The organism is Pseudomonas alloputida (assembly GCF_021283545.2).
Lineage (GTDB): Bacteria > Pseudomonadota > Gammaproteobacteria > Pseudomonadales > Pseudomonadaceae > Aquipseudomonas > Aquipseudomonas alloputida.
This window is the reverse complement of record NZ_CP128540.1, coordinates 5129878-5151464: the sequence shown is the minus strand read 5'-3', so window position 1 is coordinate 5151464 and position 21587 is coordinate 5129878. Positions and strand designations below refer to the sequence as shown.

Here is a 21587-nt window from a genome sequence, read left to right as displayed (position 1 = left end):
CATTGAGTTGCTGGAATCGAGGATGCCGGTCCCCACCAGGGGCAACAGCAAACAAGTCGCAAGCGGTGGCGACCACTTTCACGGGATGGAATGGCTGGGGCGGAGATGGTATGCAGCCGGGGTGTGCGGGCCGGGAGCCGCGATTTTCGGGAGCACGTGGAATCCGGTGGACGTAGATGGAGCTATCCCCTGGGGATAGCTCGCGGGTGCATGGAGCGGCGAACAGTGGCCGACCCATGCCGGGTCACTTCCTACGCCGCGGCTCTTTTGGCGCAGCCGGTTCCTGGGCGGCCTGGGGCTTTGCCTCCGCATCCTGCGGCTTCGGGCTGAGGGTCACGGACTCGATGCGAAACGGCAGGATGCCGACGCTGCGCGCGTTGATCTGCCAGGTTTCGCGCGGCTGATCTTCGTTGTCCGTCCAGGGCTCGCGCTCCATGCGGCCGACGACCAGGATGCGCATGCCTTTCTGGTAGAGGCTTTTCCAGTGCGCGGCGTCGCGGTGCCAGATTTCCACGGGCGCCCAGAAGCCGCCGCGATCCTCGAAGTCGCCGCCTTTGGTGGGAACGGGGTTGTCGAAATACACGTTCAGCCGCAGCAAGCGCCGCGGCTCGTCGTTGCCGTTGGGGAACTCCCGGTATTCGGGCGGGGAGCCAATGTTGCCTTCGCCCCAAAAGTGCGTGCTCATGTTGCAATCTCCATGGTGGTTGAAATACCCGTGCCGCGTCGGCGTCGGGTGTGTGCTGGGGTGTCCGGTGCCATCACCGATCACGCATTCCAGGTGGGATGGACTTGAGCCGGCGCAGGTAGGCGTCTTCCGCCACAGCCGCCTTGCTGGCGCATTCCTGGGCCTGCCTGCCCAGGGTGTGCAACAGGCTGATCTGCATGTTCAGCGTGATGCGCTGAAGCTCGATCGCGTGCAGCTCGGCCAGTAAGTTGACCGGCGTGCCGGTGCTCGCCATCAATTCCTGCCACAGGGCTACGCCCATGGCTGAGCGGTCGTGCTTGCGCCAGCGCAAAAACGCCGTTCCTGCGCCAGTGGTTTGTTGGGCCAACTCCACGGGCAGCAGGTGGAAGGGATGCCCGACTGCCTGTTGCAGCACCTGCCGCTGAGCCAAGCCAATCAACTCGTCGCGCATGGCGAAGCACTGGCTGGCCCAGGCCTCAAGATCCCCCTTACCCTTAAAAGGCTTTAAAAGGCCTTTTAGAGAGGCCGCGTGTTCCAGCTTCACGAAGGCAGCCTGTTGCAGGCCCTGGAAGTAGCGGGGTTCGCGGTTCGGATCGCTCATGCCTGCTCGCCCTTGATCTCGCCGACGCCGACCTCGGGCACCGCGCCGGTGGCGGCCTCGTCGTTGGGGGCAGGCGCTGCAGCAGGACTCTCGACACGCTGTTGCAGGCCACGGCGCACGATGGGCGGCGCGAACTTCGAGCGGTGCGTGCCTTCCAGCACGTCCTGCGGCAGTTCGCCGAATTTCTCCAGCGCCGCCCGTGCTGCGGCGTTCTTTGACACGAAGTCGTCGCGCGTACAGCCCGAATAGCGGTATTGCTGGGCCAGCGAGAACAGGCTGCGCAGTGCATGGGCGCCCTCGTTGAGCCAGCGCTCCAAGGTGCTGCGGTCGATGAGCGCCGTGTGATGGGCGAGGATCAGTTTGCGGGCGATGTCGTCGTAGTCGGCCAGCAGATAGACGGCGGCAAAGCCGAGCTGCGCATTGACGAACAGCGGCAACTTGACGGGTTGCACGTTGAGGTTCTCGCCCAGGCTGAGTGCCGGCGGTACGCTTGCCAGCGCCTGATCCACCTGCTCGCGCAGCGCTTGCAGCGTGGTCTTGGTCTGGTCGAGCTTGACCTCGATGCGCAGCATCCACCAATCCGAGTACGGGTCGTCCTGCTCCGAACCGCGCCGCATCTTGTTCATTTGGGCGATGTAGCCGTTCAGGCCGACGATGCCCGGTCGCCCCTCGGCGGCGGCACGGCCATGCCAGATGCGCGAAGCGTGGTGGGTGTGAAGCGTCAGCGACATCGCGCTGCGCAGGGAGCCGAGATTCAGTTGCAGAGATTCATTGGTTGCCATGGTGTCCGCTCGTTGTGGGGAAAGGAGCGGTCAGCTTCGGCAGGAAGCGGAAGGCCGTCAGTCAACAAACCGAAACCTGCCAGACCCCGGTTCAGCGCGTGGTGGCCGCCTGCGGCGCGAGCTATCCCCAGGGGATAGCTCCAAGGAGCGCCAGCGAACGCTGCACGTCAGGATCAGGACGGACAAGGCCGATGCTGCGGCAGATGTTCGAGGCGAGGCCTGCGACTGCACGGCATCCGCCCCAACGGTGGAACTATCCCCAGGGGATAGCTCTACTGGCATCCATGGGCGTCCACTTCACCGCCTTGCCGGCCTGCTCACTTGCTGGCGAGCAGATTTCGCAGCCGCTCGATGTGCTGCCTGGCGACTTCTGGTGGCACCGGCTTACCCTGCGTTTGGGTCGGCGGTGCGGGTGGTGGCCGTTCGTTTGGTTGAGTGGGTGCCGGTGGCGGGTCTTTCTTTGCCCAGGCATTGAACTCACCGTGGATGGCCCGCTGGATGATGCCGAACAGATACCCTGCGGGATTGCGGATGCCGGGGTTGCTACAACGCGCGGCCCATTCGTCCAGCACGTCCTGCCTCAGCGAGGGATCAACTTGCTGCAATGCCACCTTGGCACCCGCCTGCTGTTCCGCCTTCAGTTGTGCAAAGCGCTTGGGCCATTGCAGATCGCCCAGCGCGCGCGCCTGCGCAGTAGTACGTATTTCATTAATACAACTACTACGTACTGTACGGGCCTGCTTCGGATTCCGAAGAGAGACGTCTGGCGCGGGTTTCAGCCCTGCTTCGGAATCCGTAGCGGGTCGTTCACGATTCCGAAGAAGGCTCGGAGCCCCTTCTTCGGAATCGTGAATGGCGTCTTCCTGTGGATAACTTTCGCAGGCCGTGGGGTTCTGGTTGGCGAGACGTTCGGCCATCACCTGCAACCGTGACGGGAGGGTGCGTCCGGCCAGTAATGGGTCTTCGCCGATTTCCTTGAGCGTGTGCAGGCCCACGATCTGCACGGCCTTGGCAGAATGGCCGAGCGCCTGGCTGACGAGTTGCAGGTAGTCCGGGTCGAGCTGCATGGCCTCGAACGGTGTCAGGGGTTCGTCGTGCAGCACGTACAGATTGCCGAGGATGCGGCCGGTCTTGGGGTCGCGCCGTCGCCGAACCAGGCTCAGCCAGCGGGTCAGGCGCATCAGTGTCAGCGCCCGTGCCACGGTTTCATGCGAGGCCTGGCCTGCGCAGGGCATGGACGCTAGCCAGGGGCGCAACTGCTCGTAGGTGGGAAATGCGGTCACGCCATCGTCGTTGAGCATCAGTCGGAACACTTGCCAGGCGTTTCGTTCCAGCGGCGTCAGGCGGCGGTCGAGGAACAACTTGCGTGGCACCGTCTCGTGCCGGTTGCCACTGAACAGGAAAGCATCGCCGGAGGTGGGCGTGGGCGACTGTGCAGGTGTAGACGCAGGTGCGCTGGGGGCGGGCTTGGGCGCAAGGTCTTTCAGCGCAGCATCGAACAGTTCTGCCAGTGCGATGGGGCCTTGGCGTAGGGCTCGTGGTGCGGTGTCGTCCACGGCCATGACTCACGCCAATCCCTGATCGACCCAGCTCTTGATCGAGGCCCAGACCACCGACAGAGGCAGCGACATTCCTTCGGCCAAGTCCATGGCGGCATCGAGGATGGAAGTGTCATCTTCGAGATCGACGGTTCTGCTGTTGGTCACGGCCTTCCATTGCCGCCACAGCTCCGTGTCCTGCTCCTCGTCCAGCACGGGGTGCCGGCCCTTGCGCTTGGGCAGACCGAGGATTTCACGGCGAAGCGCTACTTCCTGATGCGTCAAGCCATAGAACTTGCTGACCATCTCCGTGCTCGCGCCCAGCCTGAGCATGCGATCGACCGTGGCGATTTCCTTCTCCACGTCCTGCGCCTGCTGGAGCAGCCGCCGCAGCACTTCGCGGTTGACCGTCACTGAGCACCAGGAGACGTTGGCGTTGGCCAGCACGCTGATCAGCGCAGGATGCTTGAGGGCGTCCAGCTCTGCCTCGCCAAACCCCATCAGTTTGCAGCGGCGCAGTTGCCCATTGCGCAGGTCATAGAGGGCCTGGGCGATGACAGCCTGGTTGAGCGGGTGTGCTGTGGACATGCTGGCCTCCCTCGCTTAGGTTCCAGAGTCCGCAGCGCCGGCTTCGAGATCGAGCAGGCGGCGGGCCAGTCGCAGCAGGCGGAACAGCTTGACCAGCGCGGTGTCGCTCAATCGTCGGGTTACGTCGCCCTGGCCGTGCAGCAGCGCCGGCAGGTCGATGACGAGTTGCCCGTTGTCCAGACCGACGTCGGCGGGCTGCTGACCGGCCAGGCAAGCCAACAGCGCATGGACGGCACGGCCCTTTGGCGCCAGGCTTGAGGTATGGGCACGGCAGGCGAAGCCGATGCCTTCTGGACGGTCATCGATGCACTCGCCCAGGTGTGCCTCGCCCGCAATCTCGCGGGCAAACTGCGCGACGTGGATGCGCAGGTGCTCGGGTGTGTCCAGGCCGGGGGCGATGTACCAGACATCCGAGATCGGATAGAGCCCACCAGCCTGCACCGGGATGGACTGCAAGACATTCGCCGAGAAGTCGTGCGGCAGTGCATCGCCCAACTGGTCGGCGACCATGCGCTGGATGGACTCAAGCCGTTCCGTTGTCGGCGCCGGCGAGACGATGTGCTCCTGAAGCCGGTCGCCATCTGTCGCCGGGCTGACCGCGTCCGAATGACTGGCTTCCGCGTCGCTCTCGCCCGTCGAGGGAGTTGCCGTCGGCCTCGCAGCAGGTGGCGCAGTATCGGCAGGTGGGCGCGCAATGGCCTCTGGCTCTGGCAGGGCAGGCGGCGTCGAGGGCGGCGTCGGCTCGCTGACCAAGGCGCGCTGGCGGCTCTCGGATTCGGTCATGTCCAGAGCGAGCACGTCGTAATCAACACCCAGCAATTCGGTCATCTGGCCGATCAGCTCGTCCTGTATGCGCTGCGCAGAGAACTCGTCGGCCTGGACATCGAATTGCGACAGCACTTCCTGAAAGAACTCGTCGAAGTCCTGAACCAGTGAGCGGCCTTTGGCGTAATGCGCCCAGGTGCGCTCGCAGGCCTTGCGCATGACCGACAACCGCTCGACCTGGTGACGCCCCAGGCCGGCGTAGAGCACGGTCGGGATTGCGGGCAGCAGGTAGCGTACTGCGTCGGCCATCCGGCTGATGTGCGACTGCTGCACGGGGTATCCGTCGGCGGCCAGGCGGCGGGCCAGCTCGGACTGGCTCAGGGTGGAGCCGCTTTCCAGTTCGTAGAATTCGCGCGCTTTCTCGACGCCCAAAGCCCGCTCGATGAAGGTGAGGCCACCGCGCAGTTCGTTTTCCGCAAGATGCCCGGTGAGCGCGACGATCTCGCCACGCTCGGGCCACGGGCGGAACAGGCATGAGACCCGAAAAAATCGTTCGTCCTTGGTCTCCGACCAGAGTTCGCGCAGGATTGCCAGTCGCGTGTTGCCGCCATTACGGATGATGTAGTGATCGTCGCCGGGCCGCCGGGTGATGGCCGGAGCCGCGTCCAGACCACGCTCGCGGATGGATGCCTTGATTTCCTCGTACACCGGATTGCGCTTCTTGCGCGGGTCGTGGTCGTAGGGGCGCAATTGGTCGAGCGTCACGACCATGGGCGTGTCGGCGATCGGGTCGCTCAAGGTCGTTGCTGACGGGCCGCTGCGCTCGAACCCGGACGCAAGCAGTTTGCCGGCCATCTGCTGGGAAGTGATCTCAGTCATGGCCGCCCCCCTGCGCTTGGGATCGGGTCTCGCGCTCGGCGCGACGGATCTGCGCACGGGCGTTGAGGGCTGCCCGGTGATCGCTGGCCGTCGAACTGGTGTAGATCGCGGCGCAGCCTGACTTGGTGAACTTGAGGTGACCGCCCGCCGTGCGCTTGACGTGCCAGCCTTCGCCCACGGCGAACTCGATCAGGGCGCGCAGCCGGCTGTGACCTCGGGCCAGTTCATGTGCGTTGGCCATGGGGCCTCCTGGTATCAAGAGGCTGTGGCGGACGGCCGGACACTGCGGCAAATCGATCCTGCCACTGCGGGAGCAATTCGCCGGCAAGATCGCGCATGGTGGCGAGCGCGGCGGGAGCGACTCTGCCCACTGGCTGGCGGTACTCGACCCGATGCACCGGCAGGCCGCGCGTAGCAGCACGCGGATAAGCCTCAATGGCCGGCACGTCGGTAGCCAACACACGGATGTCAGCATGGTCCTGGAACAGATCGCGCAGCGCCTGCTGGATCAGGCGGGCGTTGGCGGACACCGGATGGACGCGGTTGATGAGCAGATGCAGCGGCGGCGGCGCGATGCCCAGCTGCCGGTACGGTGCAATGTCCTCCAGCAACTGCATGGTGCCGCGCCGCAGCTCGCGGGCGGCGAGAATTTCCGGGGTCACGGGTGACAGTGCGAGGTCGGAGGCCAGCACCGCCATCTCCAGCAGCACCGAGCGCGCGCCCTGGGTGTCGATCAGCACCAGGTCGTAGAGGGGATTGAGCGCCGGAAGCAGATGCCGCAGCCGCAAGCGCCCGTCCGGCGCGTGCAGCAGCAAAGTGTTCAGTTCGCCTCGGTGGTCGTTGGAGAGCACCAAGTCCAGGCCCGCGATGATCGTGCGGGACACAAGCTGGTCGAGGTCGCGCTCGTTGAAGGCCAGCAATTCATAGATACCGCCCGGCGCGCGGTGAGCCAGCTCATAGTATGAGGACAAGGTGGGCTGCACATCGAGGTCGAGCAGCAGCACGCGCAGTCCGGCGTCCGCAGCGAGACCGCCGAGGTTCGCAGCGGTGGTAGTCTTGCCGACCCCACCTTTGGTTGAAATGATGGATACGACCTGCATGGCGTTCTCCGTGTCAAGATGAAAAGTCCGCGGGAGAACGGGTCAGGCCCGGTTGTTGACGCGCTCGTCGATCCACTGATCGATTTCGATGGAGTCCCAGCCCACGGCGCGCACGCCCAGACGCAGGGCCTGCGGGAACTGGCGTTTCTTCATCAGGTTGTAGATGTGGGCGCGCTTGAAACCTGATTTCGCTTCGACTTCTTCCAAGCGCAGGATGCGGCGCTCGTTTGGCTGCAGTACAGATGTTTGCGACATGGCAGTCACTCCTGAACGCTCAGCGGCGTTTGTTGGCGTGACCTCTATTCAATAGACACGGCTGCGAAAAGACATTGCAAATGCAATCTCCGCGACTGCACATACAAGCTGGCAAATCTCAGCGGGAGGCGCTACGCAGCCGGCGCCTGGCGGTGGCAAACTTACCGTTCAATGTCCGCTCCGCGATGCCCATGGCGCCGCTGTGATGGGCGACCAGCGCGCTGACCACGGCCTCCTGCGTCTTGAAGCTGGAGTACGGCGTGCCCGATGGCGACTGGCCGAGCATCAGCTCCAACAGGCCGCCAACGATGTTCAGGTAGGTGGCCTCGGCTCGATCACTGATCGGACACTGCGCGCATGCCGGAATCACCGTGGGCTGCTTGAGCAGCGCGTCATGCTTGTCCTGCAACTCGCGAAGCTGACGTTTGGTCTGTTCCAGGACGGATTTCAAAGCCTGGCGTTCGACCAGCATGGCTTGCCCTGTTTCCAGAGAGATGAAGGGATGGGTGATGCGCTCGCTGCGGGAGAAGAGAAAGCCGGGCCGCTGCTCGGGGTAGTGCTGGCGCATCCAGCACTTCAGATCGACATGGCGCACCGTCAGATCAGGCGATTCGATCAACGTGGTGTCGCGCGTCGTGATGCCGTGCTGCCCGAAGGGCAGTTCCCCGTTGAGGATGCCGTCATAGATGCGGTCGGTGTACAGCCGCAGTTCGCCCAAACGTGGGCAGTCCAGCGACTGCGGCAGATTCATCGGCGACGAGACCGAAGCCAGAATCACCTGCTCGTATCGCAGCAGTCCGGCCCAGCGGATGGACGCTTCGAGCGGGCGGTAGAACACCTTTGATGTTGGTGCATCATTTTTGTTCTCGTGCATGCTCCGTCTCCTTCCAGGAGAAGAACTACAGGGCCGACTGCTTTTGCAGCCGTCCCCATGGTCGGCCTGTTGTCCGCGCAAGACGCGAGTGATGACGCCCGCTTTTGATTACTTCTGATCAGTTCGCGCAACGAGTAGGCGTTGTGTGCTCGATGTACAAAAATCCATTGAGCACAAGAAAAGCGAGCGTCCGTCGCGGCTCGACAGTGACGCTTGCGCTATCAGGATCGTGAGAAGTGGCGGTTCACGCAAAACCGTATCGGTATGGTCTGATACGGCAGCGGTTTGAAAAAGCTGCGAGCGGTCGGAATCTATTGATCGGGGCTTGGGATTGGCTGCGGAAATCCGCTGGCGTCATATCCGATCAGGATACTGATATAGCGAGATAGCATCACAGAGAAGTCGCCTATGGTGACTGCCAAGCGCAGATTCGACGCTAAACACTGCCTGCCAATACTTGGAAATCGCGAGTTGGCGGGTGGTCATGCAACGATCGACCTATTGGTTCCCTGCTTGGACCTTGACCGGACGGGCTGCCGTCCGGCCTCAGCTCAACGGGCGACCAGATCTTCGGGCGTATCAACCAACATTGCCGTTTTTACCAGGCGCTCTACAGTCTGCCTGGCCAGCACCGGAGATACTTCCGATTGCTCTGCAAGCTCATCGGTTTCTATGGCATGTGCGGCGACCAGTCGAGCTGCAAGATGCAGGTTGGTCGGATCGACTGCCTCGATGACTGGACACTTGCCCAGGGCATCGTATGGCCGCAGCAGTGCGTGATAGATGTGCCAGGTGTCGATGCCGCGCGGCACCAGCTTCAGGACAGCCTGAATCAGCTTGCGTTTGATGGGGTCGAGTTGCCAGTCCGGGACGCGCTGTCCACGGTGACCCAGATGGATCGACAGGAGATTGCCAGCCTGAATCTCGTAAGTGATCCAGCGGCGGGACTTGCCAACCAGCTTGGCGTAGTCGGCCACCGACAGGTTGTGGGATGCCTCGAACATCTCCAGCAATTGCAAGCGCTCGCGCTGCACCTCTGACAGCGTGGGTCGCGCGTACTCGGGCAGATGCACCGCCGAAAGTCGATAGACGGAAGCTGGAACCGCTGGCGCATCCGGTGCAGGCGCAACGATCAACTGAGGGGCGTTTGGATTCAGGGCGGGCGGCTGCGCTGCCGCCTGTCCGGCAATCGTGGGCAGACCCTGCAGCGTGATGGTCAGGTGCGTGCTGGCAACTTCGAGCTGATTCTGCTCGAACAAGTCCAGGCGGTCGGCCCAGTCTTGCATCATGACGCGGCGCTGCTCGACGTACTCGGCGTGGTTGTAGGTCGCGCTGATCCGATCCGGATCGGCATGCGAGAGTTGGGCGTCTACCCACTTGGGCGGATAGCCCAATTCATTGAGCGCGGTCGATACGGTGGCGCGAACGCCGTGCCCAGTGAGCTGATCTTCATAGCCCATGCGCTTGAGCGCGCCATTGAGCGTGTTCTCGCTGAGAGGTTTTTTCAGGCACCAATCACCGGGGATGAGATAGACCTGCGCTGGCTTCAGATTTCCCAGCAGATGACGAACGACTTCTTGTGCCTGCAACGACAGTGGCACGATGTACGGCGGGATGTCGGCGAAACGCTGGCGCTTCTTCTTGGTGAGCTGCTTGCGTTGCTTGAGCCTGACAACCGGGATGATCCACAGACCGCGCTCCAGATCGAACTGATCGGGCGTGGCGTAGCGCAATTCACCGGTGCGCACGCCCGTGAGCAGCAGCAGACGTAGACCCAGTTGCGTATTCAGGCGGCCGCTGTACTTGCGCAACGTCTGCAGCATGGCCGGCAGTTCGGGCATGCGCAAAAAGGGGTTGTTCTCCACCGGCGGCAGCGGCATCGCCACCACATCCAAATCCTTGGCCGGGTTGTCGCCCATGTTGGGCACCACCACCGAGGCGTAGGTGAATAGCTGGCTGAACCAGGTGCGCAGCTTCTCGGCGACCGACAGCGAGCCACGTTTTTCCACTCTGCCGATGATGTCCAGCAGGTGGGCGCGAGTGACGTCGTAGACGGTCAGGTGGCGCAATACGGGAAACACATCCTTGGCGAAGACGCGCCCGATCTGTTTGGGCGTGCTCTGGCGGCCCTCATTTTCCAGAGAGAGGCTGCGGTGGGCCAGCCATTTGTCGTAGATGGCCTGGAAGGTGTGCTCGCCCGCCAGGACAATCACGTGGCGTTTGCGCTTGCGTTCCGAATGCGGGTTGATGTCCTTGGCCAGCATGGCCCGGGCCTCGTCGCGCAGATGACGGGCATCTTTCAGGGAAAGCGCGGGATAGCCGCCGAAGGACATGCGCTCGCGCTTGCCGCCCCAAGTGAAGCGGAAGTGCCAGGCCTTGAAGCCGGTGGCTGAGATATGGAAGTAGAGACCGTCGAAATCGACAAGCGAATACGCCTTGCCGGTCACCTTGGCCTGTCGAACCTGGAGGTCTGAAAGCATGAGCCCAACTCCTGCGAAACGAGTTGGATGCCATGTTCCCGACGGAACCCCGGCTCCTCCAGCAACAATACGGTTTTGGGAACCTCCGCATTGCCAATGTACCACTCAACGTACCAGTTGGAACCGGCTGTGAGTGGATTTCGCTGGATGTCAGTGGATCGATATTGGGTGAAAATCCTCAATCCTGACAATGACTTACGACGTTCCCTGGCGTTCGGCGGAAGACCCTGGAAAGTCGAAGTGGAGCGGGTAGAGGGAATCGAACCCTCAACTAAAGCTTGGGAAGCTTTCGTTTTGCCACTAAACTATACCCGCATCTGAGCTCGACTTTTTACCAGAACCTTCAGCGAATTAGAAGCCCAAGTTATAAAAAAGCTTGTCGGCGCCCCGTGGCCTGCGGGTATTGGCTACAAGGCGCCGAGCCGCTCAGATGGCAAATGCATGCTGCCCCTGCTGCACGGGTTGGTAACGTTGGCGGGGTTCACGCACGGTTGGCTTGAGGAAGCCCAGCATGACATTGCGGGTGTTCTCGCAGGCGGTCTTGTTCTCCATGTCCAGGAAGTGGCCCGCATCGCGGATCACGCTGAACTGGCTTCTGCCCACATGCTTGCTGAACTGCCGCGCATCCTCGACTGTGGTGTACTCGTCGCGCTCGCCGTTGATGAACAGCACCGGGATGTTGATATTGCGCGCGCCTTGCAGCGCACGTTCCAGGTCGTGCTCCAGCACCTGGTTGATGTGGAAGTGCATCTGTGCGTACTCGTGGCTGTCCAGGCTGCTCACATGGCGGTAGTTGAAGCGTTTGAACAGCGACGGCAAGTGCTTGCCGATGGTGTCATTGACCAGGTTGCCGACCTGATAACGGTCGCAGGCGGCCAGGTACTGGCAGCCACGGTCCAGATAGTCGCGCATCGGCTCGTTGATCACTGGCGAGAACGAACTCACCACTGCCTTCTTCACGTACCGCGGCTGGTGCGCCAGCGCCAGCAGCGTGCTTGCGCCACCCCACGAAAAAGACATCACGTGGTCTGCCTGGAAGTGCTCGATCAGCTCAAGGAGGATATGCGCCTCGGTCTCCTTGCTGATCAGCCGTTCCTGACGGTTGTGCGGCTTGGACTTGCCTGAATACGGCTGGTCGAACAGAACCACGTTGAACTGTGGGTGCAGGTTACGTACCGTCTGGGCGAACGAGGCCGTGGTGGCCAGCGAGCCGTTGATCAGGATGATCGTGTTTTCGGCCGCATCCGCGCGATAGAACTCCGTGTAAACCCGATACTGACCTTGGATATCAAGTACAGCGATTTCTGGCCTCATGTCATCGACTCCTGGCGCAAAAAGGGTATTCGCGTCACCTAGGGTGCACGTTCTTTATGACAGGTAGGCATTTGCCTGAAGATAATCCGGGGGCCCTGTGTCGATCCTTGGCACTTGCGTCGACGGTATTGTTTTTGGCGGGCAATTTGCCGTGCCCCAAGGCATCTAGGCTTTGGGTGGCCGGCAAAAAGTGTCATCGGCTGCAGGTGTGACTTGGTAGTCACATGCAGACTGACGATTTGGATTCAAGCAGTGGGTTGGGGATCGCGCAAGTGCCGTTCGGTAAGTAATGTGACTTTTGTCGCTGAGCGGTCGTATGACGACACGGGCTGTCTGTCACGGCCTAGACAGTGGCTATCTCATTGGCCGTCAGTTCACGATACTCCCCCGGCGCCAACCCCGGATCCAGCCGGATCGCCCCCATGCTCTCCCGATGCAGCCCGATCACCTTGTTGTTGAAATGCCCGAACATGCGCTTGACCTGGTGGTAACGCCCCTCGACGATCGCCAGCCGGGCTCGGTGGGGGCCGAGGATGTCCAGCTGGGCAGGTTGGGTGGTGAGGTCTTCGAAGGCAAAATAGAAACCCTCGCGAAACTTGGCCACATAGTGCTCGCCAATCTCGTCCTCGGTGTCCACCAGATAATGCTTGGGCAGCTTGGTGGCAGGCTGGGTCAGGCGCCGTGACCATTGGCCATCGTTGGTCAGGATCATCAGGCCGGTGGTGTTGAAGTCCAGGCGCCCGGCTATGTGCAGGTCATCTCGCAACGCCGCTGGCAGCAGGTCGAGAACGGTACGGTGTTGCGGATCGTGGGTGGCGCTTACGCAGCCAGTGGGCTTGTACAGCATCAGGTAGCGGGCCGGGCGGCCGGCCTGCAGCAGTTGCTCGTCCAGCTCTACGCGGCTGAATTCACGCACGTCGGTCAGCGGGTCGCTGACTACCTGGCCATCCACTCGCACGCGGCGTTGCGCCAGCATCAGGCGAACGTTCTGGCGGTTGTAGCTGGGCAGGTTGGCGAGGAAACGGTCAAGGCGCATGGCAACGATCAGTGGGCAGCGGATGGACGGAGCTGTTCTTCAACGGCGGCGCAGCGCGGGCACAGACAGGCCTTGTTGCGCAGCTCGTCGGGCAAGGCCTGGAGCACGGCCGGGTCGATGGTCACGCTGTAGCACCAACACGCCTGGGTGGCACGGCGTGGGTCGGCCAGGCTGCAATGGTTGAGGGCACCGCAAGCGGGGCAGTGTTGCTTGTCATTCATGGCGGGTTTCACTGCAGACACGGTTGCGGCCAGCCTGCTTGGCACGATAAAGCGCGCGGTCGGCGCGGGTCAGCAGGGCGTGCAGGGTATCCCCCGGTTGCAGGCTGCTCAGGCCGATGCTGGTGGTCAGCCGCAGCGGCTGGTTGTCGTAACTGAAGGTCAGCTGCTCGGTGCGTCGGCGGATTTTTTCTGCCACCTCGATGGCCTGGCGGCCTTCAGCTTCGCGCAGCAGCACGATGAATTCCTCACCGCCCCACCGGCACAGTATATCTGACTGACGCAGGCTGCCTTGCAGCACATTGGCGAATTGGCGTAGCACTTCGTCACCTGCCAGGTGGCCGTGGTTGTCGTTCAGCGCCTTGAAGTGGTCCAGATCGATCAGCAAGGCCACCAGTGGGCTACTGTCGCGCCTGGCTTCTCGCAGCGCCTGGGCGGCGAGCAGGTCGAAGCTGCGCCGGTTGTACAAGCCGGTGAGGCTGTCGAGCGTGGCCAAGGCTTCGGTGCTGGCCTGGTGGCGGCGGACCATGGCATGCACCAGTGCCAGCACCACCAGGGTGATCATCGTACAGATCGCCAGGTTCAGGTACAGCGCGTGGCGAATGCGGTCGAGGACGCCGGTTTCGCGTTTGTCCACCAACAGGTACCAGTCCAGTTCGGGCAGGTGGCGAACGTTGAGAAAGTGGCTGTGGTTTTCGCTGTCATGGTACTCGTGGCTGCCTTCGCCCGGCACCCACTGCTCGGCCAGCATGGCCTTCAGCTCAGGGTTGTCCTTAAGTAACTGGCCGACTTGCAAGCCATGCGGGCCACCCTCGGAGCCGGTCAACAGCACCTTGCCCTTGGCATCCGTGAAGAGCACCGCGCGCTGGTAGCGGCGTTGGTACTGATCGATCAGCTTGACCACCGACGATACGCTCAGCCCTACGCCTGCCGCGCCGATGAAGCGCTGCTGGTAGTCGTGCACCTGGTAGTTGATGAACACGGTCAGGCTGTCCTGGTTGGCCATGTCCAGGTCGACGTTGATCTCATAAGGGGCCTTGAGTTCACGCAGACGGAAATACCAGGCATCACGCCAGGTGCCCGGTTGGACGTGCTTGAGCACGCCTTTGGCCTGGTAGTAGGTCAGCGTGCGATCGGACACGAAAAAGGACGTGAAGATGTCCTGCTTGCCCAGGACCTCGCTCAGGTAGCGGGTCATGCGTTCGGTATGCTGCTCGCCGGACAGCACCCAGTCGCGCAGGAAGGTGTCCTGGGCCATCATCGAGGCGATCAGCACCGGGCGGATCAGGTCTTTCTGGATTTCCGAGTAGACAGTGTCGGAGGTCAGCGGCAATTCGGTATTGATGATGCCGTCGCGGATGGCGCTGCGAGAGGAGGAGTAGCTGAGCAGCGAGGTGGCCAGGAAGCCGCAGGCCAGTAACACGAGCAGGGTAACGATCAGCGAGCGCTGCGAGAACAGAGCGGAACGTAAGGGCATGATCTTCCCGTGATGTGTGCCGAGCCGCTTATTCTAGTGAGATGGCCAGCAAATGACTGCAAGTTTTTCAGGGTTATTTCAGCTGTATCAAGTTATTGCAGAAATGGCACTGCACCTGCGCGCCGCTGTCTTAGTCAATGTCGATTGACGCATCTCGTATCGACGCTCGCCAGCGCCGCTGTTCGGGCACTCCAGCGGTCCAGGAGGCCGCCATGTCCTATCGAATCCTGTTGATCGCCCTGCTGGGGCTGATGACTTCGGCCTGCGCCCCGTACTATGAACGCGGGGGCTACTACCGTTCGGACTACTACTCCACCGACCGCTATGTGGCGCCGGGGTATTACCGCTATGACCGGTACTATGTAGCGCCTGCGCCGCGCTACTACTATCAGCCTGCTCCCCGTTACTACAATCGGTCGGCCCCTTTGCCCCATTACCGGCCCTATCCGCAGCCGAGGATGAACCAGTGGCATGGCAACCCGCGCTATGACTACGGCAATCGCCAGCGGCAAGACTACCGGCAGGACCGGGATCGCCATGACTATCGCAATGACAGCCAGCGTTACCGGCAGGGCGACCGGCACTCCAATCGGCAGGTTGACCACCGCGGGCGCTGGGACGTGCGGGGCGGGCAGGGGCGAGGAGGATACTGGCAGCGCTAGCTGAGCGGAGGCGGGGGCTGAAAAGCAGCCCCCGGACCAGCAGGCTAACCCACATCCGCCAACGGGTGCCGCCCTTCCCACGCCTTGGCAAAATGCGCCTCGACTACCGCCGTCGGCACTTGCGCCACATCAGGCCAGTGCCAGCGCGGCTGGTTGTCTTTGTCCAGCAGGCGAGCGCGCACGCCTTCACTGAATTCAGGGTGGCGGCAACAGTTCAGGCTCATGCTGTATTCCATCTGGAACACCTGCGCCAACGACAGGTACCGCGCCCGGCGGATCTGCTCCCAGACCAGATGCGCCGTCAGCGGGCAACCCTCATGCAGACGGTGGCCGGCATCTGCCAGCAATGGGTCGTCATGCTGCTTGAGCCTTTCCAGCGCGCGCCAGGCTGAAGCCGCATCCGCCACGTCGAGTAACTGATCGATCTCATGCCGTCGTGGCAGCCACTGGGCATCAGGCAGCTCGGCGCAGGCACGATGCTGCTCGGCCTTGAGCAGGCTGTTCAGTTGTATGGCGGTCTGCTCCTGCCAGTTCAGTTGCAGCAACTCCTCGATCAAGGCCTCTTGCTGGTGCTCGCCCAGAAAACGGTCAGCCAGGCCCAGGTCAAGGGCATCGCGGGCATTGATCGGCGCACCTGTCAGGCCGAAGAACAAACCGAGCTTGCCCGGCAGTCGGGCCAGGAACCAACTGGCGCCTACGTCAGGGTACAGGCCGATGCTGATTTCCGGCATGGCCAGCCGGCTGCTGGGGGTGACGATACGTACATTGGCGCCTTGCAGCAGCCCCATGCCACCACCCAGCACATGCCCATGGCCCCAGCACAACAACGGTTTGGGGTAGGTGTGCAGGGCAAAGTCCAGGCGGTATTCGGCGGCGAAGAAGGAGGCCGCCAGCGGTGGGACACTGCCGGGGTGGTCGCGGCAGGCTTGCGCCAGCGCACGGACATCGCCGCCTGCGCAAAAGGCTTTTGCCCCGTTGCCGCGCAGCAGCACGCAGACGATACCCGGGTCGCGGGCCCAGGCATGCAGTTGTTCGCCCAGCACCTCGATCATCGGCAGGTTCAGGGCATTGAGCGCCTTGGGCGCATCCAGGGTGGCGATGCCGATGCGGGCGCCATCGACGCCGGTGAGTACCTCGCAGTGAATGGTCATGGACTACCTCTCGCAAGTCATCGCTCAAGTATGGCTTGCCTGGCCGATCATGCCGGTCGTCGGTCGGATCGTTTGACAAGCGCGAAGGGCTTACCTAGTGTCGCGCCATTGTTTATGGAAGGCCCCATGACTGACGACGATCGCATCAAACTCGAACCCAGCTGGAAGGCCGCATTGCGCGGTGAATTCGACCAGCCTTACATGCACCAGCTGCGCGAGTTCCTGCGTGGCGAGTACGCTGCCGGCAAGGAGATCTACCCGCCAGGGCCGCTGATCTTCAATGCGCTCAATTCGACACCGCTGGACCAGGTGAAGGTGGTCATCCTCGGTCAGGACCCGTACCACGGGCCGGGCCAGGCACATGGCTTGTGCTTCTCGGTGCAACCGGGCGTGGCCACGCCACCGTCGCTGGTCAATATCTACAAGGAGCTGCAGCGCGACCTGAACATCCCGATCCCCAGCCACGGCTACCTCCAGAGCTGGGCGGAACAAGGCGTTCTGTTGCTCAACACGACCATGACCGTCGAGCGCGCCAATGCCGCGTCGCATGCCAAGAAAGGCTGGGAATTGTTTACCGACAGGATTATCCAGGTGGTCAGTGAGCAATGCCCGAACGTGGTGTTCCTGCTATGGGGGGCGCATGCACAGAGCAAGCAGAAGCTGATCGACGGTACCAAGCATCTGGTTTTGAAGTCGGTCCATCCTTCGCCGCTGTCGGCGTATCGCGGGTTCATCGGTTGCGGGCATTTCAGCCGTGCCAACAGCTTCCTCGAGCAGCGGGGGCTCGGGCCCATCGACTGGGCACTGCCCCCGCTGTGAGAAACCGCGGTGGGGTACGCAATCGCTCAGGGCGTCATGCTCATGCGCGGCTCGCTGCGCTGGCCAATGGCAATCCCCCGCTCATGGTTCTGGCGCACGTACTCCACCAAGGCTTCAAGGTCGGTGATGCCGGTGTCCTGGCGTCGCCTTCCTTCTTTGAAAGTGGCCAAGCCACCGCCACCATCGGCCAGGAAAAGGTTGCTGACGACGCGATAATGGGTCAACGGCTCAACGGGTTTGCCGTGAAGACGCACACTCCCCTCGACGACACGGCTGCCGACAGGCCGTGAACCATCCCACTCATAATGAAAACCCTTCGATACTTGCAGCGGATTGAAACTGCCCCTGTTCCATTGAAGGTTGAGCAGTTCGGTAATCTGCTTGCCTGTCAGTTCCTGAACCACCAGTGGGTTATTGAACGGTTGTACGGCGAATAATTGTTCGTAGGTCAGGTCGCTATCGGCAGGCTGGATAAGATCACTGCGCAGCCCTCCCAGGTTGAGAAAGGCAACCTGGGTATTGAACGCCTGGGTCATGGCCAATTGTGCATCCGTGACCAGATTCCCCAAGGTTGTTTCACCGGCGGCATTTTCTTTGCGGTCAAGTTCTGCCGTCGAGATGCGTCCTATGGGTTCGAGCAATTTTTCCCCGGACCGCTGACGCACTTCCTCTAGCAAACCCGCCAACTGGGCATTGGGCAGGTAGTTCTGTGGGTCAGCAGGAATATTGCGGGCGGTGATGTTCGTGACGTGATGGGTGCCTGGCGTTACCTGCAACTTCAACTGAGTCAGGAAGTGGCCGTACTTGCCAGCCTGAGTGATGCTCAAGTCACCCACCTTGCATTGATAGCTGGCATGCGAGTGGCCGCTGATGACGGCATCTACCGCAGGATCCAGCCGCTTCGCCACGTCGACGATCGTGCCACTTAGCTGGCTGCAATCCTGCGTGTCGAACGGCTCGGCGGTATCCCCTCCCTGGTGCATGACCGCAATGATTGCATTCACACCCTTGGCCTTGAGCTCCGGAATCACGTCATTGATGGCTTGCGCTTCATCCGTGGCCTTGAGCCCTGCGAATGCTCTGGCCGAGACCACTTTTTCCATGTTGCGCGGCACTGCACCGACGAACGCTATCTTCACCCCTTTTACCTGCTCAATGTGATAGGCCGGTAGCAAGCGCTTGCCCGTAGTGGTATCGATCAGGTTGGACGCTATGTAAGGGAAGCCACTTCCTGGATAGTTGCCGCGAAACTTGCAAGCCTTTTCAGGGCGCGTCGACTCGCATCCTCCGTGGATCTGACGAAGAAACTCGGCCTTGCCTGCATCCAGTTCGTGGTTCCCGGATGCGCTGACGACCATGCCCATCGCGTTCAAGGCCTCAAGCACAGGCTCGTCAGCCCACAGCGCAGAAATGGCGGGGCTGCCCCCTATCAAGTCGCCAGCCCCGATGAACAGCAGATCGGGGTCCTGCGTTCGCAGTTCATCGAGCATGGCACCGAGTGTGGCGATGCCGCCGTAGGTCAGGCGGGTAGCGCCTTGCGCGCCAGCGTAGTCCTGGGGGTTGGGTTCCAGGTAGCCGTGGAGATCATTGATAGCCACGACGTTGATCTGGACGGGGGCAGGTGACTCTGCGGCAAGGCTGCCTGCGCTGATGGCAAGGCATGCCCAGGCAATAGCCGAGCGATAGTTGCAAGAAAGACGAACTTTCATCATTACCTCTTGAATGCCGGGAAGTGTGGGTTTGCTGGCGATCAGGGCAGCAATCCGACTCTATTCACCCGGGCATTGGGCAAGTGGTAACTATCTATCTTCAGGGTACTTGCAGCTCGAATGCCTGTTGTCCCACAACCGGAAGAGCGGTTCTGCAAGAAACAACACCAGGATCAGGCGCATCACCTGCAGCGCCGTCACCAGCGGCACTGACAATTGCAGCGTTTCGGCCGTGAGGCTCATTTCGGCGATCCCGCCAGGCATCATCCCCAGTGTCAGCGAACGCAAGTCCAGTGCAGTCATCATGCTCAGCAGCCACGCGGCACTGGCGGCAATCGCCATGCACAACGCCGTGGCCATCAAGGTGCGCCCCAGGAACGACGGTGCGCGACGGAAGAACGCGCGGTTGAAGTGACAGGCCAGGCCGCTGCCGATGAGCCACTGGCCGATCTGGCTGGCGCCATTGGGCAGGGCGATCTGCAGGTTGCCGGCCAGGCTGACCGTAGCCGCTACCAGCAATGGCCCGAACAGCCAGGGGTTGGGCTGGCGCAAGCGCTGCCAGAGCAAGGCAACGGCAACACCCAAGGGCGCAATCAATGCCAGCCAGCCCCAGCTCACGCTACCGGTGTGGTTCAGTGGTACCCCGTCACCCAGCAGAAACTTGAACAGCGCCGGCACGCAAAGCACCACTGCCAGCACACGCAAGCTCTGCGCTGCCGCCACCTGGCTGAGCACCGCGCCATTGCGCGCCCCAAGGTTGACCATCTCTCCCGAACCGCCTGGCATGCTGGCAAAGAACGCGGTGGCGCGGTCTTCGCCGGTTCGCCGCAGCAGCCATACGCTGATCACGCTGGACAGGGTGGTGAACAACGCACCGAAGAAAATCAGCGCGAAATGGCTGGCCACCTGCTCGATCACCGCGGGGGTGAAGTGCAGGCCAATACCGATGCCGATGATCCACTGCCCGCACTTGCGGCCGTTGGGGATTTCCGAAAGCTGCCAACGCGTCAGGCAGCGCACCAGGATGATCGCCAGCAATGAACCGACCATCCATGGCAAAGGCCAGCCGACCTTGCTGGCGGCAAAACCGCCAGCAAGGCCGACCAGCCCGGTCGCGACGAACAATGGCAACGACCGATCAGGCATCGGCCAGGGCCCGGCGCTGCAGGCTGCGTTTGCGCCAGATGCGCAGCAGCGGCAGGGCGAGCATTACCACTACCAGCGCCCAGATGCCCATGCTGATCGGGCTCGACCAGAGGATGCCCAGTTCGCCGTTGGAGATCGACAGCGCCCGACGCAGGTTCTGCTCCATCAGCCCGCCGAGGATGAAGCCCAGCAGAATCGGCGACAGTGGGAAGTCCAGCTTGCGCATGATGTAGCCCATGATGCCGATGCCGACCATCAGGAACAGGTCGAAGGTAGTGGCATGCACGGCGTAAACGCCGATCGCGGTGATGATGGCGATCACCGGCACCAGCGCCCAGTTTGGCACGGCGAGGATGCGGGTGAAGATGCGGATCATCGGGATGTTGAGGATTACCAACATGATGTTGGCGACGAACAGCGAGGCGATCAGGCCCCAGACGATATCTGGCTGCTGTTCGAACAGCAGTGGGCCAGGGGTGATGTTGTACAGGGTCAGGGCGCCGATCATCACGGCCGTGGTGCCAGAGCCCGGGACACCCAGGGTCAGCATCGGGACCAGGGCGCCACAGCAGGACGCACCAATGGCAGTTTCCGGGGCTGCCAGGCCACGGGCATCGCCTTTGCCGAACTTGCCGCTTTCCCCGGCCATGCGTTTCTCGGTCATGTAGGCCACGGCGCTGGCCAGCGTTGCGCCGGCGCCGGGTAGAACACCCATGATGAAACCAAGCAGGCCGCAACGGATGTTGACCAGGAACACCGAGGCCGCTTCCTTGAAGTTGAACAGCATACGGCCGGTAGCCTTGACCGCCTGGTGGCCATGGTGGGTCTTTTCCAGCAGCAGGAGGATTTCGCTGATGGAGAACAGGCCCAGCACGAGGACCACGAACTGAATGCCGTCGGCCAGGTGCACGCTGTCACCGGTGAAGCGGTACACGCCGCTGTTGGCGTCGATGCCGACCGCCGAGAGGAACAGGCCGATGAGAGCGGCAATGAAGGTTTTCAGTGGTTTGTCACCGGCCATGCCACCCAACGCGACGATGGCGAACACCATCAGCACAAAGTACTCCGCCGGGCCGAAGGCGATGGCCCATTTCGCCAGCAGCGGGGCGAACAGCACCATGCCGCAGGTGGCGATGAAGGCGCCGATGAACGAACTCCAGGCCGACAGCGACAGGGCAACACCGGCCAGGCCCTGGCGGGCCATCGGGTAACCATCGAGGGTGGTCATGACGGTCGAGGCTTCGCCCGGGATGTTCAGCAGGATCGAGCTGATACGCCCGCCATATTCGCAGCCCAGGTACACTGCGGCCAGCAGGATCAGCGCCGATTCCGGCGGCAGGCCGAGGGCAAAGGCGATGGGGATCAGCAGGGCCACGCCGTTGATCGGGCCCAGGCCCGGTAGCAGGCCGACCACGGTGCCGATCAAGGTGCCGGAGAGGGCGGTGACCAGGTTGTAGGGGGACAGGGCAATGCCGAAGCCCTGGCCCAGGTAGCTCAAGGTATCCATT

21 protein-coding genes and 1 tRNA gene are annotated in these 21587 nt (G+C 62.2%); 2 read left to right on the top strand and 20 right to left on the bottom strand.

What is annotated here, in order from left to right; genetic code table 11:
• Nucleotides 1–244: 244 nt before the first annotated feature.
• The 16 genes from LU682_RS23905 to LU682_RS23830 all read right to left on the bottom strand — a co-directional run bounded on the left by LU682_RS23905 (nucleotide 245) and on the right by LU682_RS23830 (nucleotide 14592).
• Nucleotides 245–685, bottom strand: a complete 441-nt coding sequence (locus LU682_RS23905; RefSeq protein ID WP_003158612.1) for a single-stranded DNA-binding protein — start codon at nucleotides 683–685, stop codon at nucleotides 245–247.
• 73 nt (nucleotides 686–758) lie between these two features.
• Entirely contained in the window at nucleotides 759–1286 is a 528-nt protein-coding gene (locus tag LU682_RS23900; protein WP_003158611.1) for a DUF3158 family protein, read from the bottom strand.
• Nucleotides 1283–2068, bottom strand: coding sequence for a PFL_4669 family integrating conjugative element protein (locus LU682_RS23895; RefSeq protein ID WP_003158610.1), 786 nt, complete (start codon nucleotides 2066–2068; stop codon nucleotides 1283–1285). The genes LU682_RS23900 and LU682_RS23895 overlap by 4 nt, the downstream gene beginning before the upstream one ends.
• Nucleotides 2069–2385: 317 nt before the next feature.
• Complete coding sequence (locus tag LU682_RS23890) at nucleotides 2386–3630, bottom strand: STY4528 family pathogenicity island replication protein (protein ID WP_003158609.1); 1245 nt, start codon at nucleotides 3628–3630, stop codon at nucleotides 2386–2388.
• Between the two features lie 3 nt (nucleotides 3631–3633).
• Nucleotides 3634–4194, bottom strand: coding sequence for a DUF2857 domain-containing protein (locus LU682_RS23885; RefSeq protein ID WP_003158608.1), 561 nt, complete (start codon nucleotides 4192–4194; stop codon nucleotides 3634–3636).
• A gap of 15 nt (nucleotides 4195–4209) precedes the next feature.
• Complete coding sequence (locus LU682_RS23880; protein WP_003158607.1) at nucleotides 4210–5838, bottom strand: ParB family protein; 1629 nt, start codon at nucleotides 5836–5838, stop codon at nucleotides 4210–4212.
• The gene (locus tag LU682_RS23875; protein ID WP_003158606.1) at nucleotides 5831–6079 is read right to left on the bottom strand and encodes a hypothetical protein; all 249 of its coding nucleotides are present in this window, start codon (nucleotides 6077–6079) and stop codon (nucleotides 5831–5833) included. The genes LU682_RS23880 and LU682_RS23875 overlap by 8 nt, the downstream gene beginning before the upstream one ends.
• Nucleotides 6063–6938: a ParA family protein gene (locus tag LU682_RS23870; protein WP_003158605.1), complete on the bottom strand. Its 876-nt coding sequence runs from the start codon at nucleotides 6936–6938 to the stop codon at nucleotides 6063–6065. The genes LU682_RS23875 and LU682_RS23870 overlap by 17 nt, the downstream gene beginning before the upstream one ends.
• A 42-nt stretch (nucleotides 6939–6980) precedes the next feature.
• Nucleotides 6981–7193, bottom strand: coding sequence for an AlpA family transcriptional regulator (locus tag LU682_RS23865; RefSeq protein WP_003158604.1), 213 nt, complete (start codon nucleotides 7191–7193; stop codon nucleotides 6981–6983).
• Between the two features lie 118 nt (nucleotides 7194–7311).
• Nucleotides 7312–8067 carry a hypothetical protein gene (locus LU682_RS23860; RefSeq protein ID WP_003158603.1) on the bottom strand — a complete coding sequence of 252 codons (756 nt, stop codon included), beginning with the start codon at nucleotides 8065–8067 and terminating at the stop codon, nucleotides 7312–7314.
• Between the two features lie 551 nt (nucleotides 8068–8618).
• Entirely contained in the window at nucleotides 8619–10547 is a 1929-nt protein-coding gene (locus LU682_RS23855) for a tyrosine-type recombinase/integrase (RefSeq protein ID WP_003158602.1), read from the bottom strand.
• Between the two features lie 241 nt (nucleotides 10548–10788).
• A tRNA-Gly gene (locus tag LU682_RS23850) sits at nucleotides 10789–10862 on the bottom strand.
• 111 nt (nucleotides 10863–10973) lie between these two features.
• Nucleotides 10974–11861, bottom strand: a complete 888-nt coding sequence (gene phaG, locus LU682_RS23845; RefSeq protein WP_010952516.1) for a (R)-3-hydroxydecanoyl-ACP:CoA transacylase — start codon at nucleotides 11859–11861, stop codon at nucleotides 10974–10976.
• A 343-nt stretch (nucleotides 11862–12204) separates the two neighbouring features.
• Complete coding sequence (locus tag LU682_RS23840; protein ID WP_049587358.1) at nucleotides 12205–12897, bottom strand: pseudouridine synthase; 693 nt, start codon at nucleotides 12895–12897, stop codon at nucleotides 12205–12207.
• An 8-nt stretch (nucleotides 12898–12905) separates the two neighbouring features.
• Entirely contained in the window at nucleotides 12906–13118 is a 213-nt protein-coding gene (locus LU682_RS23835) for a cysteine-rich CWC family protein (RefSeq protein WP_049587360.1), read from the bottom strand.
• Nucleotides 13111–14592: a sensor domain-containing diguanylate cyclase gene (locus LU682_RS23830; protein WP_010952518.1), complete on the bottom strand. Its 1482-nt coding sequence runs from the start codon at nucleotides 14590–14592 to the stop codon at nucleotides 13111–13113. The genes LU682_RS23835 and LU682_RS23830 overlap by 8 nt, the downstream gene beginning before the upstream one ends.
• Nucleotides 14593–14804: 212 nt before the next feature.
• Here LU682_RS23830 and LU682_RS23825 point away from each other — a divergent pair, with 212 nt between their 5' ends.
• Nucleotides 14805–15254 (top strand): hypothetical protein, encoded by a 450-nt coding sequence (locus tag LU682_RS23825; protein ID WP_049587361.1) that lies wholly within the window; start codon nucleotides 14805–14807, stop codon nucleotides 15252–15254.
• A 44-nt stretch (nucleotides 15255–15298) separates the two neighbouring features.
• Here LU682_RS23825 and dspII read toward each other — a convergent pair whose 3' ends face one another.
• A complete protein-coding gene (dspII, locus tag LU682_RS23820; RefSeq protein ID WP_010952519.1) occupies nucleotides 15299–16405 on the bottom strand; it encodes an enoyl-CoA hydratase/isomerase DspII in 1107 nt (368 codons plus the stop codon).
• Nucleotides 16406–16531: 126 nt separating this feature from the next.
• On the opposite strand from dspII, the gene ung reads away from it, so the two are divergent.
• The gene (ung, locus tag LU682_RS23815; protein WP_010952520.1) at nucleotides 16532–17224 is read left to right on the top strand and encodes a uracil-DNA glycosylase; all 693 of its coding nucleotides are present in this window, start codon (nucleotides 16532–16534) and stop codon (nucleotides 17222–17224) included.
• Nucleotides 17225–17250: 26 nt separating this feature from the next.
• Here the strand turns inward: ung and LU682_RS23810 are convergent, their stop codons facing one another.
• From LU682_RS23810 to LU682_RS23800, 3 genes are all read right to left on the bottom strand, one after another.
• Nucleotides 17251–18933: a bifunctional metallophosphatase/5'-nucleotidase gene (locus tag LU682_RS23810; protein ID WP_010952521.1), complete on the bottom strand. Its 1683-nt coding sequence runs from the start codon at nucleotides 18931–18933 to the stop codon at nucleotides 17251–17253.
• A gap of 90 nt (nucleotides 18934–19023) precedes the next feature.
• Complete coding sequence (locus LU682_RS23805; RefSeq protein ID WP_010952522.1) at nucleotides 19024–20079, bottom strand: AbrB family transcriptional regulator; 1056 nt, start codon at nucleotides 20077–20079, stop codon at nucleotides 19024–19026.
• The gene (locus tag LU682_RS23800) at nucleotides 20072–21586 is read right to left on the bottom strand and encodes a tripartite tricarboxylate transporter permease (RefSeq protein WP_010952523.1); all 1515 of its coding nucleotides are present in this window, start codon (nucleotides 21584–21586) and stop codon (nucleotides 20072–20074) included. The genes LU682_RS23805 and LU682_RS23800 overlap by 8 nt, the downstream gene beginning before the upstream one ends.
• Between the last annotated feature and the right edge of the window lies 1 nt (nucleotide 21587).

Bases quoted from the DNA above. Each gene is read 5' to 3' on its own strand.
- LU682_RS23890 (WP_003158609.1), bottom strand. From the start codon at position 3,630: ATGGCCGTGGACGACACCGCACCACGAGCCCTACGCCAAGGCCCCATC.
- LU682_RS23900 (WP_003158611.1), bottom strand. From the start codon at position 1,286: ATGAGCGATCCGAACCGCGAACCCCGCTACTTCCAGGGCCTGCAACAG.
- LU682_RS23865 (WP_003158604.1), bottom strand. From the start codon at position 7,193: ATGTCGCAAACATCTGTACTGCAGCCAAACGAGCGCCGCATCCTGCGC.
- LU682_RS23860 (WP_003158603.1), bottom strand. From the start codon at position 8,067: ATGCACGAGAACAAAAATGATGCACCAACATCAAAGGTGTTCTACCGC.
- ung (WP_010952520.1), top strand. From the start codon at position 16,532: ATGACTGACGACGATCGCATCAAACTCGAACCCAGCTGGAAGGCCGCA.
- dspII (WP_010952519.1), bottom strand. From the start codon at position 16,405: ATGACCATTCACTGCGAGGTACTCACCGGCGTCGATGGCGCCCGCATC.
- LU682_RS23880 (WP_003158607.1), bottom strand. From the start codon at position 5,838: ATGACTGAGATCACTTCCCAGCAGATGGCCGGCAAACTGCTTGCGTCC.
- LU682_RS23870 (WP_003158605.1), bottom strand. From the start codon at position 6,938: ATGCAGGTCGTATCCATCATTTCAACCAAAGGTGGGGTCGGCAAGACT.
- phaG (WP_010952516.1), bottom strand. From the start codon at position 11,861: ATGAGGCCAGAAATCGCTGTACTTGATATCCAAGGTCAGTATCGGGTT.
- LU682_RS23855 (WP_003158602.1), bottom strand. From the start codon at position 10,547: ATGCTTTCAGACCTCCAGGTTCGACAGGCCAAGGTGACCGGCAAGGCG.
- LU682_RS23895 (WP_003158610.1), bottom strand. From the start codon at position 2,068: ATGGCAACCAATGAATCTCTGCAACTGAATCTCGGCTCCCTGCGCAGC.
- LU682_RS23825 (WP_049587361.1), top strand. From the start codon at position 14,805: ATGTCCTATCGAATCCTGTTGATCGCCCTGCTGGGGCTGATGACTTCG.
- LU682_RS23885 (WP_003158608.1), bottom strand. From the start codon at position 4,194: ATGTCCACAGCACACCCGCTCAACCAGGCTGTCATCGCCCAGGCCCTC.
- LU682_RS23830 (WP_010952518.1), bottom strand. From the start codon at position 14,592: ATGCCCTTACGTTCCGCTCTGTTCTCGCAGCGCTCGCTGATCGTTACC.
- LU682_RS23810 (WP_010952521.1), bottom strand. From the start codon at position 18,933: ATGAAAGTTCGTCTTTCTTGCAACTATCGCTCGGCTATTGCCTGGGCA.
- LU682_RS23840 (WP_049587358.1), bottom strand. From the start codon at position 12,897: ATGCGCCTTGACCGTTTCCTCGCCAACCTGCCCAGCTACAACCGCCAG.
- LU682_RS23875 (WP_003158606.1), bottom strand. From the start codon at position 6,079: ATGGCCAACGCACATGAACTGGCCCGAGGTCACAGCCGGCTGCGCGCC.
- LU682_RS23835 (WP_049587360.1), bottom strand. From the start codon at position 13,118: ATGAATGACAAGCAACACTGCCCCGCTTGCGGTGCCCTCAACCATTGC.
- LU682_RS23800 (WP_010952523.1), bottom strand. From the start codon at position 21,586: ATGGATACCTTGAGCTACCTGGGCCAGGGCTTCGGCATTGCCCTGTCC.
- LU682_RS23805 (WP_010952522.1), bottom strand. From the start codon at position 20,079: ATGCCTGATCGGTCGTTGCCATTGTTCGTCGCGACCGGGCTGGTCGGC.
- LU682_RS23905 (WP_003158612.1), bottom strand. From the start codon at position 685: ATGAGCACGCACTTTTGGGGCGAAGGCAACATTGGCTCCCCGCCCGAA.